The sequence below is a fragment of the Candidatus Erwinia haradaeae genome, assembly GCF_900698935.1.
Taxonomy (GTDB): Bacteria; Pseudomonadota; Gammaproteobacteria; order Enterobacterales; family Enterobacteriaceae; genus Erwinia_E; species Erwinia_E haradaeae_D.
In genome coordinates this window covers 47,772-66,793 of sequence record NZ_LR217715.1, presented here as the reverse complement: position 1 = coordinate 66,793, position 19,022 = coordinate 47,772, and the positions used below count along the sequence as shown (strand labels likewise).

Annotated in this window: 11 protein-coding genes and 1 pseudogene; 9 read left to right on the top strand and 3 right to left on the bottom strand. The window is 35.9% G+C overall.

The window, feature by feature from the left end:
* Nucleotides 1–352: 352 nt before the first annotated feature.
* From ERCIKOCA2762_RS00205 to ERCIKOCA2762_RS00190, 4 genes are all read left to right on the top strand, one after another.
* On the top strand, nt 353–1,369 hold the full coding sequence (locus ERCIKOCA2762_RS00205) for an AI-2E family transporter (protein WP_157988230.1): 1,017 nt from the start codon (nt 353–355) through the stop codon (nt 1,367–1,369).
* Nucleotides 1,370–1,696: 327 nt separating this feature from the next.
* A complete protein-coding gene (locus ERCIKOCA2762_RS00200; RefSeq protein WP_157988229.1) occupies nt 1,697–2,698 on the top strand; it encodes a zinc-binding alcohol dehydrogenase family protein in 1,002 nt (333 codons plus the stop codon).
* 1,312 nt (nt 2,699–4,010) lie between these two features.
* Complete coding sequence (sbcB, locus tag ERCIKOCA2762_RS00195; RefSeq protein ID WP_157988228.1) at nt 4,011–5,459, top strand: exodeoxyribonuclease I; 1,449 nt, start codon at nt 4,011–4,013, stop codon at nt 5,457–5,459.
* Nucleotides 5,460–6,798: 1,339 nt separating this feature from the next.
* A complete protein-coding gene (locus tag ERCIKOCA2762_RS00190) occupies nt 6,799–8,124 on the top strand; it encodes a basic amino acid/polyamine antiporter (RefSeq protein ID WP_157988227.1) in 1,326 nt (441 codons plus the stop codon).
* Nucleotides 8,125–8,917: 793 nt separating this feature from the next.
* Here ERCIKOCA2762_RS00190 and prmB read toward each other — a convergent pair.
* On the bottom strand, nt 8,918–9,823 hold the full coding sequence (gene prmB, locus ERCIKOCA2762_RS00185) for a 50S ribosomal protein L3 N(5)-glutamine methyltransferase (RefSeq protein ID WP_157988752.1): 906 nt from the start codon (nt 9,821–9,823) through the stop codon (nt 8,918–8,920).
* Nucleotides 9,824–11,492: 1,669 nt separating this feature from the next.
* Between prmB and rsxA the strand changes: the two genes are divergently transcribed.
* The 5 genes and pseudogenes from rsxA (at nt 11,493) to rsxG (ending at nt 16,206) form a co-directional block, all read left to right on the top strand.
* The gene (gene rsxA, locus ERCIKOCA2762_RS00180; RefSeq protein WP_157988226.1) at nt 11,493–12,074 is read left to right on the top strand and encodes an electron transport complex subunit RsxA; all 582 of its coding nucleotides are present in this window, start codon (nt 11,493–11,495) and stop codon (nt 12,072–12,074) included.
* Complete coding sequence (rsxB, locus tag ERCIKOCA2762_RS00175) at nt 12,074–12,652, top strand: electron transport complex subunit RsxB (protein WP_157988751.1); 579 nt, start codon at nt 12,074–12,076, stop codon at nt 12,650–12,652. Before rsxA ends, rsxB begins: the two co-directional genes overlap by 1 nt.
* Nucleotides 12,646–14,058 (top strand): annotated as a pseudogene (gene rsxC, locus ERCIKOCA2762_RS00170) (electron transport complex subunit RsxC); the annotation flags it as partial. The gene rsxB and the pseudogene rsxC, both read left to right, overlap by 7 nt.
* Before the next feature lie 445 nt (nt 14,059–14,503).
* Entirely contained in the window at nt 14,504–15,574 is a 1,071-nt protein-coding gene (gene rsxD / locus ERCIKOCA2762_RS00165; RefSeq protein WP_157988224.1) for an electron transport complex subunit RsxD, read from the top strand.
* On the top strand, nt 15,574–16,206 hold the full coding sequence (rsxG, locus tag ERCIKOCA2762_RS00160; RefSeq protein WP_157988223.1) for an electron transport complex subunit RsxG: 633 nt from the start codon (nt 15,574–15,576) through the stop codon (nt 16,204–16,206). Before rsxD ends, rsxG begins: the two co-directional genes overlap by 1 nt.
* A 546-nt stretch (nt 16,207–16,752) precedes the next feature.
* Here the strand turns inward: rsxG and gntU are convergent.
* The gene (gene gntU / locus ERCIKOCA2762_RS00155) at nt 16,753–18,090 is read right to left on the bottom strand and encodes a gluconate transporter (RefSeq protein WP_157988222.1); all 1,338 of its coding nucleotides are present in this window, start codon (nt 18,088–18,090) and stop codon (nt 16,753–16,755) included.
* Nucleotides 18,087–18,635: a gluconokinase gene (gntK, locus tag ERCIKOCA2762_RS00150; RefSeq protein ID WP_157988750.1), complete on the bottom strand. Its 549-nt coding sequence runs from the start codon at nt 18,633–18,635 to the stop codon at nt 18,087–18,089. Before gntK ends, gntU begins: the two co-directional genes overlap by 4 nt.
* Nucleotides 18,636–19,022: the final 387 nt, after the last annotated feature.

Sequence of the window (19,022 nt, the reverse complement as noted above, 5' to 3'; positions counted from 1 at the left end):
CTGCTTTCATGCATCTAGATAAAATGATCATCTTCTAATCATCTTCTATGTCTAAAATTGAAGTAATTACAAATACAGATACAAGATTATTATCGAGGGACACAGTCATCATATACCACCTAACTCATCAGACGAACATAACGTATACTTATATTATAATAAACTCTTAACAAACTAACGCTGCGTATTGATGAATGTTGACTACCTTTCTTTCTAAACCACTATGGATTTCTTTCTGAAGAAACATGAATATATAGCTATCATACTACTGATGCGTATAATCATACTATCATACACATAGTATACTACTAAAAGGTATACAGAGATCTATCTGGTATTATGAGGATGCATTATGGAAAAAAGGCATGAAAATGGCGTTGTACTTTGTAAAACAATTAGTTTTATACTAGTGTTCACCGCATTATTGGCTATCTTTCCCCTTCATTTGCTGCCTTGTTTTTTAACCGGATTTCTCACATATGAGATTATCCTAGGGTTAACTCTTCTTGTAGAACGCTTAGTTCAGGGACCCATAGCGCGCTGGATTAGTATTATGCTACTTAGCATTTTGTTAGTCCTTGTGATAGCCTTAGGGATAAAACAACTAATAAAATTCCTTCTACATGACTTCCAAAATCTTTCAGATTATCATACGGCAGTTAGTCAACTATTCCAAGATGCTCAACGCACGCTGTCTCCCTTAATTACTCACTACTTGCCATTAGATATGACAGAATTACAACAGAAAATTTTAAGCTGGTTAAATACAAACTTTGCAATGAAAACTTTTGGACATACTGCAGCACATACTGCTGCGACAATGCTGATTGGAGTCGTACTAGGCGCCATGATTTCTCTTCGCAAAGAAAGTAAGAATCACCTTAACGCACCTCTAAAAGATGCAATTCTAGATCGACTACACATTCTTTCGGAAGCTTTTCATCATGTTATTTTTGCACAAATTAATGTATCTGTATTTAACACCGTACTAACTGGATGTTTCTTATTTGCCATCCTTCCTCTGTTTGTACCACCTTTTCCTTTTGCTAAAACCATTGTAGTTTTAACTTTTTTTACCGGATTATTACCAATCATTGGCAACTTGATTTCTAATGCAGTGATTGTACTCATTGGACTTTCTATATCCCTTGAAGCTGCACTAATTTCTTTAATATATCTTATTCTAGTTCACAAATTAGAATATTTTATTAACGCCCGTATTTTTAGTAGTTGTATTAATGCAAAAACCTGGGAGATCCTATTAGCCATGCTAATCTTTGAATCTACTTTTGGCCTATCAGGAGTCATTGCCGCTCCTATTTACTATGCATATATGAAGGCAGAGTTGCGTCAGGACAATTTAGTTTAAAAAAACTACGCACCCCCCTTGTAATCAAAAATAACTACATCATAATGATAGACAGAAATCTCTTTTCAAACTATGGATCTGCTATAATTATGACTGAATAAGGAAATCATTTTACACTGAAAATCCTATCATTTTCACTAGATGAATCGACATACTACATATAATAACCATCTGATCATTCATCTATGATTTGACATCATATCGATTTCAGTTATAATACAAATACAATCTGTCAACACACATGATAGTTATTTGACTAGCACACTGACTAGCATGACATATTGATAGTATCTACTTTATTATTTCGAAATTTTCAATGATCGTCCTATGACATACATAGCAATTGCTCTGAATCCAGCAAACCCATTTCAGTTTATTACACTAGAGAACCAAATGCCGCACCCTCATGGGTATGATTTGCTCGTTGAGGTTAAAGCGGTTTCGGTTAATCCAATTGATATAAAAATTAGACAACAAGCAAACAAAAATGGTTTGCACAAACCACGCGTACTTGGCTGGGACGCTAGTGGTATTGTAATATCAATAGGTAGCTTAGTACGGAATTTTAAACCAGGAGATATGGTTTTCTATGCCGGTGATATTACTCGTGCTGGTAGTAATGCTACACACCAACTCATTGACTCACGTATTGCCGGGCATAAACCAAAAAAATTAAACTGGTCTCAAGCAGCAGCACTACCTTTAACGGCACTAACTGCATGGGAAGGATTGTTTGACCGCCTACGTCTTAATCACACGGATGCCGACAAAAAACTTCTCATCATTGGTGGAGCAGGTGGAGTAGGATCGCTCGCCATCCCATTCGCTAAATCGTGTAGTCAAGTACAAACAATAGCTACTGCCTCACGTGAAAGCTCTACTAAATGGTGTATAAGTCGCGGAGCGGATACAGTGATTAATCATGAATGCATGCCAGAATCACTCGCGAAACATTGTATAACTCAGATAGATTATATTTTTTGTCTAAATTCTATTGACGCACACTGGTCAGACATGAGTAACATAATCGCTCCGCAGGGGAAAATTTGCACCATAGTAGACAATTCTGCACCTCTTAACATGAGAGAAATCAAACGTAAAAGTGTATCACTGCATTTTGAATTCATGTATACCAGAAGTCTTTTTAATACTCCAGATATTAGTCGCCAAGGTGAAATTCTTAACAAGATATCGTACATGGTGGATCAGGGAATATTCACAACCTCTTTACAAACAGAGCTTCATGGTTTAAATATAGATACACTTTTAGAAGCACACGAATTAGTTTTAGCGGGACATATGTGTGGAAAAGTAGTCATCGCATACTAATTGGTATTTATTTTCAATACTAAAAAATAATCAAATACAATAATATGTTCAGTCTAAAGTAGAATATAATGATCATATAACTACAAATAACATATCTCTAAAAAATTAAACTGTACGTATCTATATTCACTTCGCTTAGTCATAAAAATAAATAATGGATGCTTAATAGCTATTAATGTGAGTATCAACGAACAAAGCTACATTAACGAATCTTACAAACTGTACTTCGGAACAAAAAATGTTATGATATTTTGGACACGCACATAATACCAACCCTTGATACCTGTCCTAATACTCAGCACTAAAGACAAAATTCCTACATTCACACCTATTAGCATTGAGCATTAGGAGTGTATTACTTATTTTCTACACATTACTTTTTGTGATCAATGATCACTCCATATCATAGTTATATGCATGTTACAAGAATGTAAACACCATAGTGTAGCGTCCCTGATAAAACACTGCTGCTTTATGCTTTAAACTCATGAACCTCTGTTAACAATAATGTTATATATTACGGTGCTTATCCCTGCATGATACTGTGGGATCATTGCTAGGTGATAAACAAGCAGAGCTAAACCTTCTATTACATAATAGAGAATAGGAATTCTGCTATATTATGTATAATTATATTAAGTATCACCAAGAAATAACCATGATAGCAGCAATAAACCACACCTATTTAACATACAAAATCGTACTATTGTCTAACCATAAAAACACCAATATCACTTCTATTATTATCCCATATATCTAATCTCTATACTTTATTTTTTATAAAAAAAGTCTAATACACTCACCAATATAAAACAATCTATTACGTGATATTTATGTATAACTATTGTACCATATTCTGCTATAATATCGCTTACAAATAGAAATGTATGCTATTAACATAATTGAATAATTAACACTTAACACTGCAAGTGTGATAAATATTTTGCTTCTAGTGACAGATTGTCTATAAACATATATTATCTCTAATAGTACAATTCTTTAAAGATGGTACACTAATCTATATATATTGCCTAAGATCTATATCTGTTGGTTCAGGTGTTAAAATCAACACACTAAAAACAGCATTAATAACATTTTTATAAAAAAATCAGTCGTTCTACTTATATCTGACATTATGATAGCAATACTGTGCTATATTTATGCTAAAGCGGGCTATACACAAGATAGTACGCATATAAAAAATAATATTTAACTCCACGAACAGATCTTACGCTCACTACACAAGAACCTTACGCTGGTATACAACTGACAGATAACTTGTGAAGTATCAGCACTTAACCCAACTATTACCATGCAACCTACTCTTTTATTTTATGATTATGAAACTTTTGGAACGAGTCCATCATTGGATCGTCCAGCACAATTTGCTGCAATACGCACCGATATAAATTTAAACCCTATCGGAGAATCAGAGGTGATTTATTGTTGGCCGGCTAATGACTATCTTCCACAACCAGAAGCCGTTTTAATCACTGGAATTACGCCACAACTAACCTATGCACGGGGGGTCAATGAAGCAGAGTTCGCTCAGCGGATTCATAAGATATTCTGTGTACCAAATACTTGTATTGTCGGGTATAATAACATACATTTTGATGATGAAATCAGTCGTTATCTTTTCTATCGAAATTTTTATGATCCGTATTCATGGAGCTGGAAAAATCAAAATAGTCGATGGGATCTCCTATATGTAACGCGAGCATGTTATGCCTTACGTCCAAACGGTATCAAATGGCCCAAAAATGAAGATGGATTTCCTAGCTTCCGCCTAGAACGAATTACACAAGAAAATGACATTGTCCATCGGAATGCCCACGATGCACTATCTGATGTATATGCTACTATTAGATTAGCGCGACTCATTAAATCAAAACAACCAAAACTGTATCATTTCTTCTATGCTCACCGCCATAAAAATAAGCTGAAAAAACTAATCAAGATACCGCATCAGCAGATACTAGTCTATATCTCAAGCATATTCGGCAAAAAAAGAGGGAATGCTACATGCGTTTCTCCACTTGCGTGGCATCCGTATAATCAGAATGCACTCATCACTTGTGATCTCAGCAAGGATATTACGTCGTTGATAGCTCTCAATTCCGAAATGGTCAGCATGAACGTGCAAGCTGCTTATGACGCGATTCATGAAGCTCCTGATTTACCACTCCAGCTCATATATATGAATAAATGCCCCATGATAGCACCAGCCCATACACTTCGTGATACAGATGCGCAACGTATTGGAGCAGATCTTCCATTCTATCTTAATAATTTTGCACGATTGAACCAACATCCAGAAATCTCACAAAACGTAATGCAATTATATAAAAAAAAACCAGAACACCTCCTGTCAGACAATGTAGATACACAGTTGTATGAAAGTTTCTTTAACGACGCCGACCGTCATATAATAGATGTTATTCGTCATACCCCAATAGAAAACACAAGTAATCTGAATCTAATAATATACGATACGCGTATTAAAAAACTATTATTTCGATTTCGCGCACGCAATTTTCCATTTTCTCTGACTTCTTCAGAAAAACAAGATTGGCTAGAGTATAGACGTAATGTTTTTCATCCTACATACATGCAAGAATATGTGAAAAAAATTCATACACTTTATGAGAAATATCGGGATCACGACGATAAGAAGATCTTGCTTCAAGATTTATTGGAGTATGCAAAAAAATTGACATCCTCGTTAAACACAAATGATACATTATCAGATTATGCATAGTGCTGGCTATGTAAAAACATCCGTCGTTGTATGTCTATCACATAATCCACGTATATATTACGCTTATTAGGAGGGTGCGAGTTCTTTACAAAAAATGATTAGGAAAGAACACGATAAACTTTTTCTTTCCTCTCATAGCTAATAGAAGTATTATACTCCTTAATATATTATTATAAGATGGTCGCTAGAGATAGCGTTTATCTCTACATGCTGCTCATAAAGCATCAGCAAATGTTACAATCTCCAACATGCGACTAAGTCATGACTTTTTAACAAACACAGATCGTTTTTAAACTACCACACCCAAAATGGCTATAAGTAATTTTGCAGTAGAACTATGTCTACACAAAAATAGAAAATTCGTCACGAAAGATAATTCATTCGCTATATGAATCTGGTATAATAATTATCTAAAATATAATAGGATTAACACGTGACAGAATCATAAGTATTCCAGAAAAAAATGCATATGCTGCAATATTTAAAAAACCATATTGCAGTCATATCTATAATCTAGGCATCGGATAGTAGTGTCGATACGATAGTGTAGGCGTTTAGTACAATACACATTTATGATATTTACGGACTATTAATAACCTAATATGTAATATACATGGCTCTCATTAAACATCGGCTCACTGATCAAAAAAAATCACCAAGAAAGTATATTCATTACAAATACAATCTATGCAAATATCTTCTTATAAAACATACTCAATTAAATATTCAACACTTGTTCATTAAACAAATGAATAACACTATTCTTGCTAAATAGTCTTTACAGATCAACATTAGATGAGTTCTATCTTTTGCTAAAAATACTTAATGAACTTGCACAGGCACGCTGATAAGGAATGCAATTTCTGTCAATTCTCTGTTAACCTCAAAACCACACTATGAGGTGGAATAAGACTTATTACAAACTTTTAGTATCAAGCATCACCATAGACATAAAATGAATACCACTGGCTATGCACTCTAAGGTATGCCGCGCACTTGACTTATAGGTCAAAACCTTACACCATATTCAGATAGGTCACATAATTATAGATGACATAACCATCTAGCACTTGCAATTCAGATACACATTATCATGACCTAATACAATATAAGTTAATCATTAAGTAACACATCCATTACTGTGCAATTATAGATAGGACCTACCGATTCAAAAAACATAAAAAACACAGTAAGCGAGCACAATACACGTTAGAAGCATCTTCATGATATCAAACCGTTATAGATTATATAAATGTACACATATTCACTCTAACTCTAATCATGATGCAATAAACTATAACAATATGACTCATGCACTTTCTATGTCTGGAGTATGCCTTTGGATAAAAAGCTAGATTTAAGTGCTCTGACCGCCCTAGTTCTAAGCTCAATGATAGGTGCAGGTATCTTTAATTTACCGCAAAATATGGCTGAAGTTGCCAGCCCCGCAGCGCTTCTAATAGGTTGGGGTATTACGGGATGTGGTGTAATACTGTTAGCCTTAGTGTTTCTTTTATTAAGCAGGCTGAAGCCTGCTCTGCAAGGAGGTATTTTTATTTATGCACAAGAAGGTTTTGGTAAATTCATTGGCTTCTGTTCTGCTTGGGGATACTGGTTATGCACAGTGATTGCAAATGCTTCTTATCTTGTAATTGTGTGTTCTGCTATAGGTTTTTTTGTTGATTCTCCAAATCATGTCATATTTGGCAATGGCAATACTTGGCAATCCCTGCTGTCTGCTTCATTATTATTATGGCTCATTCATGCACTAGTCTTAATGGGTCTACGCACTGCAGCTAGTATAAACTTCATAGCAACATTAGGAAAGCTCATTCCTTTGGGGTTATTTATCCTGTTAGCGGCTCATGCCTTTCAGTACCCTTGTTTCTGTTTTGACTTTACTGGTCTATCCCTAGGTACATCAGTATGGCAACAAGTTAAGGACAGTATGTTAGTCACTCTCTGGGTGTTTATTGGCATTGAAGGGGCAGTGGTGATGTCATCACGCGCACGTGATACAAACGATATTGGTCGTGCTACTATAATGGCCGTTCTCGCAACCTTAGGAATCTATTTACTAACTAGCCTGCTATCATTAGGGGTTATACCACGCAGTGAATTAGCTACAATGCATAATCCATCTATGGCCGGACTGATGAATTATTTAATTGGGCCTTGGGGTAGCATTATCATAATTGTTGGTCTTATTATTTCAGTATGCGGGTCATATCTTAGTTGGACAATTATGGCCGCAGAAGTCCCATTGATTGCCGTACAAAATAGCGCATGTAAAATTCATCCGCTACAACTACAACATAACTGTAGTGCTCCAAAATTTTCTCTATATCTAACAGATCTCTCTGTACAGATTTGCTTAATTATAATTTGGGTAACACATTGTAATTATAGTACTTTGTTAACTATCGCTTCAGAAATGATACTTGTACCATACTTGCTAGTTGGAGCTTATCTTTTTCGAGTAACGCAAGAGTTAAAAAAACCTATGCTAAGTTTCATATCAGCTGGTGCAAGCGCCTATGGTATCTGGCTCCTATACGCATCAGGGCCATTCAACATACTTCTATCACTATTATTCTATGTACCTGGTATGATAATATATTTAGTCACTCACAAAAAACAGGATGACAATGGCATTAATGTTTAAAGAATACTATTAATATCTTGCAATATTTTCCAACTATTTCAGTAAACCTAGACAGTATAGCCCTTCTTTTGAATATTGACATTTATGAAGCTGTAACGTATTTGATTGTTGTCTGATTTCCACATCATATCCGTCACGCTACAATGCATTCATTACATCTCAAATTGCTTATTACGTGCTATATCATCACATCACAATATCATATTTAGTGGATTACCAGATAATATTCTAGAATACATAACAAAAACCTCTCATGTGTATATGAATCTGAGATATAGATTAAAATTTATAGGTAATATATATATTTGCATTGGCAAGGCTCACCAGATATAATCAAAAAAGACAAACTGCCATGCACATAATTAGTGAGATATCCCGCTAAGTTATTACATGTTGATAATATAATTCTCCTTATTCCTGTCGTGTATGAAATCATTACAACCTGCTAAATCACATGATCAATAAGCTATGCTCTTCGCATATCACTACAATATAATACGACCTTGTTTACTCATCATTGTTCATGTTATCAACCATATATCTTCGGGATTACTAGAAAGTTATATTATATCATACATCGCTGTACCTTTAGCGCTTATCTATGCATATAAGTTACTAACTCTCGATTGCTTGTTTTAAGATTTTCTATGTTAAATACTATCATAATCTTGATTTGAAGATATACGATAATATATCTTATCTGGTCTCTGAGATTCTTATAAAACACTGTATGAGCCATAATCTGTGCAAGCGACCTACCACTCTGATACCACTCTAATGAAACTTTTTAACACTAACACTCCATTATTTGTTTTCTAGACATCACAAATACTCCCTCACCGCCTTGATCTAATTGTAGCCAAGTAAATGGCATTTGTGGGCATTTTTTGATTAAATTATCCATACTTCCACCAACTTCGCAAATCAACACACCATCTTCACTAAGATACTGCGTGGCTTGACTAAGAATTCGCAAAGTAATTGTTAAACCATCCTGACCACCATATAATCCCACCCTAGGTTCATGATGATATTCATTAGGTAAAGCATTGATATCCTCATCACTAACATATGGCGGATTTGTAACAATTAAATCATACTGCTTGTGCGGCAGTTCTCTAAATAAATCAGAATGGATAGATTGTATACGTTTCTGTAAACCATACGCATATATGTTTTTATTGCTAACCTCCAACGCAGCACTAGAAATATCTACTGCATCAATCTCTGCCTGTGGAAAAGCTAGGGCGCAGGCAATGGCTATGCACCCGCTGCCCGTACACATATCAAGAATATACTTAGGTTCACTCTTAAGAATTCCTGAAAACTTATGACTAATCAGCTCACCAATCGGTGAACGAGGTACTAAAACACGTTCGTCTACGTATAACTCATAGCCACAAAACCAAGACTTATTCGTTAAATACGCTACAGGAATACGCTCACGCACCCGACGATCAACACGCTTTACAATACGCTGCCTCTCGCTATATGTTAGTCTGGCAGTATATAGACTTTCTGGACAATCCCATGGTAAATAGAGCGTTGGTAAAATCAGCTGTATAGATTCGTCCCAATGATTATCACTGCCATGACCATAACATACGTTAGAAGAAGCAAAATAACTGACAGCCCATCGTAACATATCATTAATGGTCTTAAGTTCATTAACCGCCTCATTAATAATACCCTTATCCAAATTCCCTCCGCTAAACACACTATCATCTACCTCGCATCTATATGATACTGTACCTTCAGTAGTACAACACAAACGAGGTCCGTATACCAAAACTTAATAAAATCTAATCACCACACAGTAAGTGATGTGAAACTCTGATTACGTATCGTCATCACCTCTACAGTATAACTACACCATCATTAGTGACACCCAAATGAACATTTGGTACATGAATACATCCCCTCACTCAAATAAAATCCTTAGTCTGCCACCTCACTCAAATATTCACTAATAACCCCACTTTATATAACGCAATGAGCATGCATATACTCAGCCCTAACGATATACTTTTCATACCGTAGTATGATCTAGGACATTTTTATCTTGGTGTTATATTGAAAATAAATATCACCCTGCTTCATATATAAAAAATGCATGGCCAAAGCTATATCTCATTGATATATTTTTGTTTCTATGCCTTTATTAGAGACCTATAGAATATAACGAAACATTGTCATATATAAACACCCACAAACACTAAGTCCTACACTAATGACAGTTGTGTCATTACCTCTTTACAAGATATAGCCATCTGAATGTAAAATCTATCACAAAAAATCAACTCTCTCATCATAAAAAACCTATCGTACTACTGACATGGTAATTTTCTTTACAGATCTTTAAACATAATGTTATCCATTCGAACAGAACTTTAAAGTAGTTGATATCGCCTGAATGCTACTGCACTAAATGTCAGAGCAAACGAAGAAAAAAACAGATCACCAAATTAACCAGCTTAATAACTACATGAAAAAGCATGGTGTACAGTAGAAAACTCCTCAACGAGGATAGACTGTTGTATTGAATTTAAATGCACTTTCCAATAAGAAAATACTTTTCAGACACCTGTAACCACAGAATAGAGCTCTCACCTCCATTAAAAATTAGAGGAAATTAATAGGGTGTTGTACTATCATACACTTAATTCTTTTTCATAAAAATTATGATAAAACACATACTAGGTTTTGTATGTTTACGTAAGATAGAATGCAAACTAAAACATATTATACCTAAAGCATGAGACGTAAACTCAGTTAAATAAGTTATTTTTAAACGGATAGTATAATTAATAGTTTCAAGAGATTTGAGCATAATGGCAATGGTGGTTTCTTAAAAATACGCGCGCAAGGTAATGAATATAGTGTAACGCACTACATATACATATATTATATATGACATATACATATATTATATATGTTCCTTTAGTATACACACAAAAACATGCGAGCTGCCATGCGATTCTAGATTGATAATCAGCTTCAGGTTATTTCACTTCACTCCGAACACACTAGATTTTTTTTAAAGTGCGATGTACCGAATATCTTGTAATAACCATATATAAAAATCTTTTACCACACATTAATTTCCCCTCTTACCTTGATATTTTACATGTATTAGCGCAGACTAATACGCTGACACCACTAAAATAGATATACATTATACGTACTGATTCATCATCAAAAAATTTAATGATATCCCTAAAAATATTGCAATATTACTGCAAATGGTACTTTTAAGTTCACGCTAATGAGGTGTAGCACCGTATAGATGGCAACCTATAAATACATAACCTATATTACATAAGAATGTTAGACACGTTAGCCAAATCTCGCTCTTTGTGGTGCACATAATGACTGATTATCTGCTTCTTTTTTTTAGCACAGTACTAATCAATAATTTTGTATTAGTAAAATTTCTTGGTCTCTGCCCTTTTATGGGTGTATCTAAAAAAATGGAGACAGCAATTAGTATGGGTTTTGCGACAACATTTGTGATTACCCTTTCTTCCATCTGTGCTTGGTTGGTCAATCTTTTGATTCTAGTACCTCTAGATCTCATTTATTTGCGTACTACGACATACATTCTGCTTATTGCTGTTCTAGTCCAATTCACTGAACTAGTAGTTCATAAAACAAGCCCACATCTCTATCGACTACTCGGTATTTTTCTACCACTCATCACAACTAATTGCGCAGTTCTGGGCGTGCCTCTTTTAAGTGTGCATCTTCATCATACATTTATGCAGGCTGCTCTGTATGGATTTAGCGCTTCCATGAGCTTTTTACTGGTGATCGTGCTATTTTCTGGTATACGAGAGCACTTAGCCCTTGCTAACGTACCCGCACCATTTAAAGGTTCAGCGATTACCCTCATTACTGCGGGTTTAATGGCAATGGCATTCATGGGCTTTACTGGACTTATTAAAGTATGATGAGTGCTATCGGGACAGCGATTTTGGTTTTAAGCATTATTAGTTTAATTAGCGGCGGTCTCCTAGGGTATGCCTCAAAAACATTTATGGTAAAAGATGACCTTCTTGTTGATCAAATTGACACCATTTTACCGCAAAGTCAGTGTGGGCAATGCGAATATCCAGGATGTAGACCCTACGCACATGCGATTAGTAAAAAAAATGAAATGATAAATAAATGTGTCCCTGGTGGAGAACACACCATGCTAGCTATAGCAGCCATACTCAATATCGAACCACAACCTCTAGGAGATACATCTATACGCCAACCTAAGAATCAAATTGCATGGATCCGTGAAGAATACTGCATTGGTTGTATGAAATGCGTCCACACTTGTCCAGTAGATGCCATTATTGGTGCGAAGCGCACGATGCATACAGTAGTAAGTGACATTTGCACAGGATGCAATTTGTGCGTGGCTTCTTGTCCAACTCACTGTATTGAGATGTATGTCACATACACTACCAATATTTCACGTCACATGACTATTAATAACATCCCAGTGGAAAAAATGATTCCGGTACAATCCCGATGTTAAACCTCTTTAATAAAATTAAACACAATAAGATCTGGGACTTCAAGGGCGGAATTTATCCACCTAATATGAAAGCTCAATCTAATAGTACGCCACTACGTCGGCTACCGTTACCCATGAGCTTTATTGTACCTATTCAGCAACACGTAGGGCCTGAAAGCGAGATTGGTATAAAAGTAGGTGATAAAGTCTTAAGAGGTCAAGCTCTCACTTTTGGTAACGATCGTATGTTACCAATTCATGCCCCCACTTCTGGTGTCGTCACAAAAATAGCTCAGCATATGACAGCACATACACTTATGTTAGAAACATGCTTATTTATTCAGCCAGATGGTGAAGATCAATGGTGCAATACACCACAATTAAGTAACTATCATGATATAGCCCGTTCTAAAATTATAGAACGGATACAGCAATCTGGTATAGCTGGGCTTGGTGGAGCAGGGTTCCCGACCGCGCGTAAAATTCAGTTCGGGTTAAATAAAGTAAAAACATTAATCATTAATGCTGCAGAGTGTGAACCATATGTTACAGCTGACGATCGATTAATGCAGGAGTGCTCTAAAGAAGTTATAGAGGGAATTCGCATTTTAGCATGGATCCTGCAAGCCAATGAAGTCTTAATCGGAATTGAAAATAATAAACCACAGGCTATCCTTTCCCTCCAGAAAGCCCTCAGCCATACTACAGACATCTGTCTTTGTGTAATACCAACGAAATATCCATCTGGTGGTGCTCAACAGCTAATCAAAGTACTTACTGGTAAGGAGATCCCTCGTGGTGGACACGCTCCTGAAATTGGTATCATTGTTCAGAATATCAGCACTGCTTTTGCTGTCAAACGCGCGATAATAAATGGAGAATCACTCACTGAACGCGTAGTAACAATCACTGGTTCTTCTATTGTGCGTCCCGGTAATATTTGGGTAAGACTAGGTACGCCTGTGAGCCACCTACTTAAGTATGCTGGTTTATATCCAGAGATCCAGCAAATCATAATTATGGGAGGAGCACTTATGGGCGTACACCTACAGAATTATTACGTTCCAATAGTTAAAACAACTAATTGTATTGTGGCACCATCCACTAAAGAACTGAAACAAAAAAAACAAGAAGAAAGTTGTATTCGTTGTGGTAAATGCGCTGATGTATGTCCAGTCTCTTTACTACCACAACAGTTATACTGGTTTAGTCAAGGCCATGATCATGTGAAAGCTCGCGCATACAATATTGCAGACTGTATTGAATGTGGCGCCTGTGCATATGTCTGCCCAAGTCATATCCCACTAGTACACTACTATCAAAAAGAAAAAGCTTTGATTCAGGCAATAGATCTAGAAAACCAACGCTCTAAGCTTGCGAAAGCTCGCTTTGAAGCGCGAAAAAAAAGATTATTACGCGAACGTGTCAACCATAAAAATCATGCGTATTAAATTATTTATAGTCACACAAATTCTGTTGCTATATAGAAACACATATTGCAAAAAAAACACAACTGGTTATAAAAAAATCTATCAACGCACTACTTAGTTTTTATAAATACCATCCATGCCAGTCTCAATAATCTCAACCGATTACGTATCAGATACGTATCAGTATTTAAAGATACGAAACTAAAGAAAAGGGGTTTCTATCTCTTAAAAATAACAAGTGATAGGTATAATAGCATTATTATATTGTCTGATAGGAGGGCAGGGTATATAAAGAACCTTCGAATCGTAAACTGGAGCGAAATCCACAATAATTACTGTAGACACAGTCGAAATCCATACATAATATGTCTGGTGAAACTAGTAATTATATTATTATATACACAAAAACATAATACACAGAAGAAAACCGAGAACACACTATATGATTTTTCCTATAGCATCTGCTCCTTATACACATAATAATAGCAACACTAGTTACATTATGATTTTAGTTATAATCGCCATGATCCCAGGCATAGCTATGCAATACTACTTCTTTGGTTTTGGTACCCTCATACAAATATTAATTGCTACAAGTATTGCGTTGAGCACTGAAGCAGTGATGCTCAAAGCCAGAAATTACCCCATCATACAAACTTTAAAAGACAACTCTGCACTCCTTACTGCAATCATATTAGGCACCAGCGTACCTGCTCTCTCGCCTTGGTGGATCACAACTATTGGCACCATGTTTGCTATTATTATTGCTAAACAAATATATGGCGGTTTAGGACACAACCCTTTTAATCCAGCTATGGTGGGATACGTTGTATTATTAATCTCCTTTCCAGTCCAAATGACTAACTGGCTTCCGATTTACAACACACAAAACTGTACTCCTAGCATGATTGATACGCTCCAGATAATCCTCTGCAACCACATTGATCTTAAATCAATTCCTTCCACCTTACACCCAAATGTTGATGGTATAACTCAAGCGACACCACTAGATTACTTCAAAACTAGCCTACATGAAGGTCTAGCGGTAAATAAAATTTTTACCAATCCTATGTATCGATATTACTTAACAAACACCTCTTGTTGGCAATGGATCAATCTTGGATTTCTAATAGGCGGTATCTTTCTTTTAATTACACATACAATCCGCTGGCATATCCCTGTAGGATTTCTCGTCTCGCTGACACTCTTTTCAAGTATAGGATGGCTTTACGCGCCATCTGCCCTGCTTCCACCGACTCTGCACCTGCTTTCTGGTGCTACAATGTTGGGCGCATTTTTTATTGCCACCGATCCTATCACCGCCTCTACGACTAATAATGGTCGCTTGACTTATGCGATAGTCATTGGCTTGCTAACGTGGTTAATTCGTAGTTATGGAGGTTATCCAGATGGTGTAGCCTTTGGCGTATTGTTCGCGAACATCTGTGTGCCTTTAATTGATCATTATACACAGCCACGCGTATACGGACACACGAAAAAGAGAATACTCTAATGCTAGATGTGATAAAAAAAAACGGCGTAACTCTGGCAATATTTGCTGCGATTACTACAGGTCTTACAGCAATGATTCACGTAATCACTCAACCAGAGATTGAGTTACAAACAGAACTTAAACAACAAAAACTTTTAGATGAGGTTCTTCCACCCATACTATATAATAATAATATACAATCCTCGTGTTACAGTGTATGCAATCCTGCTCTTGGTGATACTAGAAAACACCGACTATACATAGCAAAAAAAAATGATAAACCTATAGCGGCAGCCATTGAAACCACTGCACCAGATGGATACTCTGGTAGTATTCAGATCATTGTTGGTGCTACCTTTGATGGTTTTGTGTACGGAACACGAATAGTGGAGCATCATGAAACTCCGGGGTTAGGTGATAAAATTGAATTACGCCTTTCTAATTGGATTGAGAGCTTCCATAATAAGAAAATCATAAATGGTCACACAGAAAAATTTGCAGTAAAAAAAGATGGCGGTGATTTTGATCAATTTACTGGTGCTACTATTACTCCACGAGCAGTGGTGAACGCAGTGAAACGTACCGTACTATACATTCAAACTCTACCAAAAGAACTGTCTGTGCTACCTCTTTATGAAATTACTGAGAAATAAAGAGACGTGTCAATACACATATAGTATTACTTTACGATACGATGAGCATACTGTGATATTTTATCACGCCTACAAAAATAAATTATCACCGGTTTTGAGGAATAGAAATGCAGCATAAAAATCTAGCATTCACTAATATTTTATATGATGAAACGATTAAAAATAACAAATTTATCTATTATTAAATATAAACCTATGCCTCAAAAAGAAAAAGTACATGCGGTCCAACTCAATATAACCATAATATCTTTTAAAAAAGATACAAGATCTCTCGCACTAAAATGCAAGCGCTGGCATCTATCATCATAATCTCATCTGGATATATCCTACTCTATAATTCATCAGCTATTGTATGCCTCATACAGACTGATACAATAACAATATTTCTATCAAGAAACACTTAAAAACCACTGTAGTTTTAATACTTAAGAATCGTGATAAAACATACATCATAATTGAAAAACCATACAAAAGTACTAATCCTATACATACCATGTATATCATAATTATCTGATTTGATACAACACACCATATACCGCATCATTATTATAAACATGCAAAAGCTATTATCCCAATAGTTGCTCCAATAGTTCCTAAAATAGTTTCCATGATAGTCCATGTTTGTAATGTCTGAGCCTCGGTGGCGCCAGTAAAACGACCAAATAACCAAAAACCAGCATCATTTACGTGACTACAAATAATTGAACCCCCAGAAATACAGATCGATAACGCTGCTAATTGCGCACCAGAATAATCCAATGATTCAATCATTGGCATCACTAGACCTACCGTAGTCAGACAGGCAACAGTAGCTGAGCCCTGAATCACTCGTATTGCACTCGCCAATATAAAAGAGGTTACGGCAACTGGCAAACCAAACCCTGTAAGCATTTGTCCTAAAGCCGCACCAATACCGGAATCTACCAGAACCTGCTTAAATACACCACTGGCCCCAATCACTAAAAGAATAATCCCTGCAGGTTGTAATGCTGAGGCACAAATCTGCATCACACGTTCTTTATCCATACCTTGAGGGCGAGCAATGCCATAAATCGCTACTAAACAAGCACATAAAATAGAGATAAACGGATGCCCAATTAATTCTAAAAACCCATATAGATGTGTCCCTGGGTTGCTAAAACAGACGCCAATTGTTTTTAAACAAACTAAGATAAGCGGGAAAAGCATTAATAACAGGCTTACGCTAAATGACGGCACTTTTCTATAAACAAACTGAGGTTCTATATCCGTAGTAAGTTTCTGGAACTCAACATATTGACTAATAAAACTACCAAAAATTGGTCCAGCTATAAGCATGCTAGGAATAGCCGCGCCTACCCCTAACAAAATCATCCACCCAAGATCTGCATGCATTTGCAATGCTACCAACATCGGTGTTGGACCTGGTAAAAGAAAGGCAGACGCTGCAGAAACTCCTGCAAATAATGGGATCACTAATTTTACTAAATTATTGCCAGTCCGGTGTACCACGGAAGACACAATAGTAATTAATAACACAACTGCAACTTCAAAAAATAACGGCAGAGCACAAATAAGTCCAGCTATGCCAATGGCATAAGCAGCACGACTTTCACCAAATACTTTTAACATACAAATTGCTATCTGATTGACTACACCAGTTTCATGTAGTATTTTACCAAACATTGCTCCCAGCCCTACAACAATAGCAAGAAATCCAAGAGTACCGCCCATACCCTTTTGCATGATTGAAGCAATATTTTGTAGTGGTATACCAGAAATAATCGCTGTAAAGACCGAGACCAGAATGAGAGCCACAAAGGCATGCATACGCGCTTTCATGACTAAAAATAACAGTAAAAAAACAGAACCTACTGCTGTGATAAGCAAAGTTAGAGTATTCATACAACCTCCATAAAATTCCTTTTTACTTCTTTTATTATGCCTAAAGTAACATTTAAAACATTTTGTAATGGTTGATTAATATCGACAATCCACACATCCTTTTCGTCTTCATCAGGATCTTCTAATGTGGCAAACTGCGTTGCTAACATCTTAGATTGAAAAAAATGCCCTTTACGCGCTTGTAGGCGTACTTGAATAGTCTTGAAATCACCCTTTAAATAAATAAAAACAATGTTATGGTTTCCTTGTCGCAAAAGATTACGATAATTTTTCGTAAGTGCAGAACAGACAATCAGTGATGACTCATTAGTACGCTGCATAGCAAATACCGCATCATTTATAGCCTGCAACCAAGGCAGTCGATCATTATCATTTAATGGATGACCAGAAGACATTTTCGCAATATTCGTGCGTGGATGCAAATAATCTCCATCAAGCAAAGCAATATTTAACTTTTGTGCCACCGCATTAGCAACAGTAGATTTACCGCTACCAGATACACCCATGAATATAAACACATGATGTAATGGAGAAGATATATTAATCATTGTTACGCCATTCAAAATTAAAAAACAGATGATTCAGCGCATTCTTAACAGACATAACCTATAGTCACAAAAGCATATAAAAATAATCATGTCTTTGCTAACCATCGAGTGTTAGGATTACAAAGGTGGTAAATACCATATATGTTAAATTATAGACATGTGCCACATATGCAAAATTATATCACCCTAATAAACATTAAAAAGCAATATTTGTCATCAAAAATTCAAGGAGCTCATCTCGTCAAGGAGAATCGATCATAGTACAAGCACCAAAATTGTAAGTAATATGGTACATTATTCACATTCTTTACTAATTGCATTATTGAGTTAATTGAGTATAATTAGCTATTACTAAAAGAAAATCTTCTTGGATGAAATTAAGTA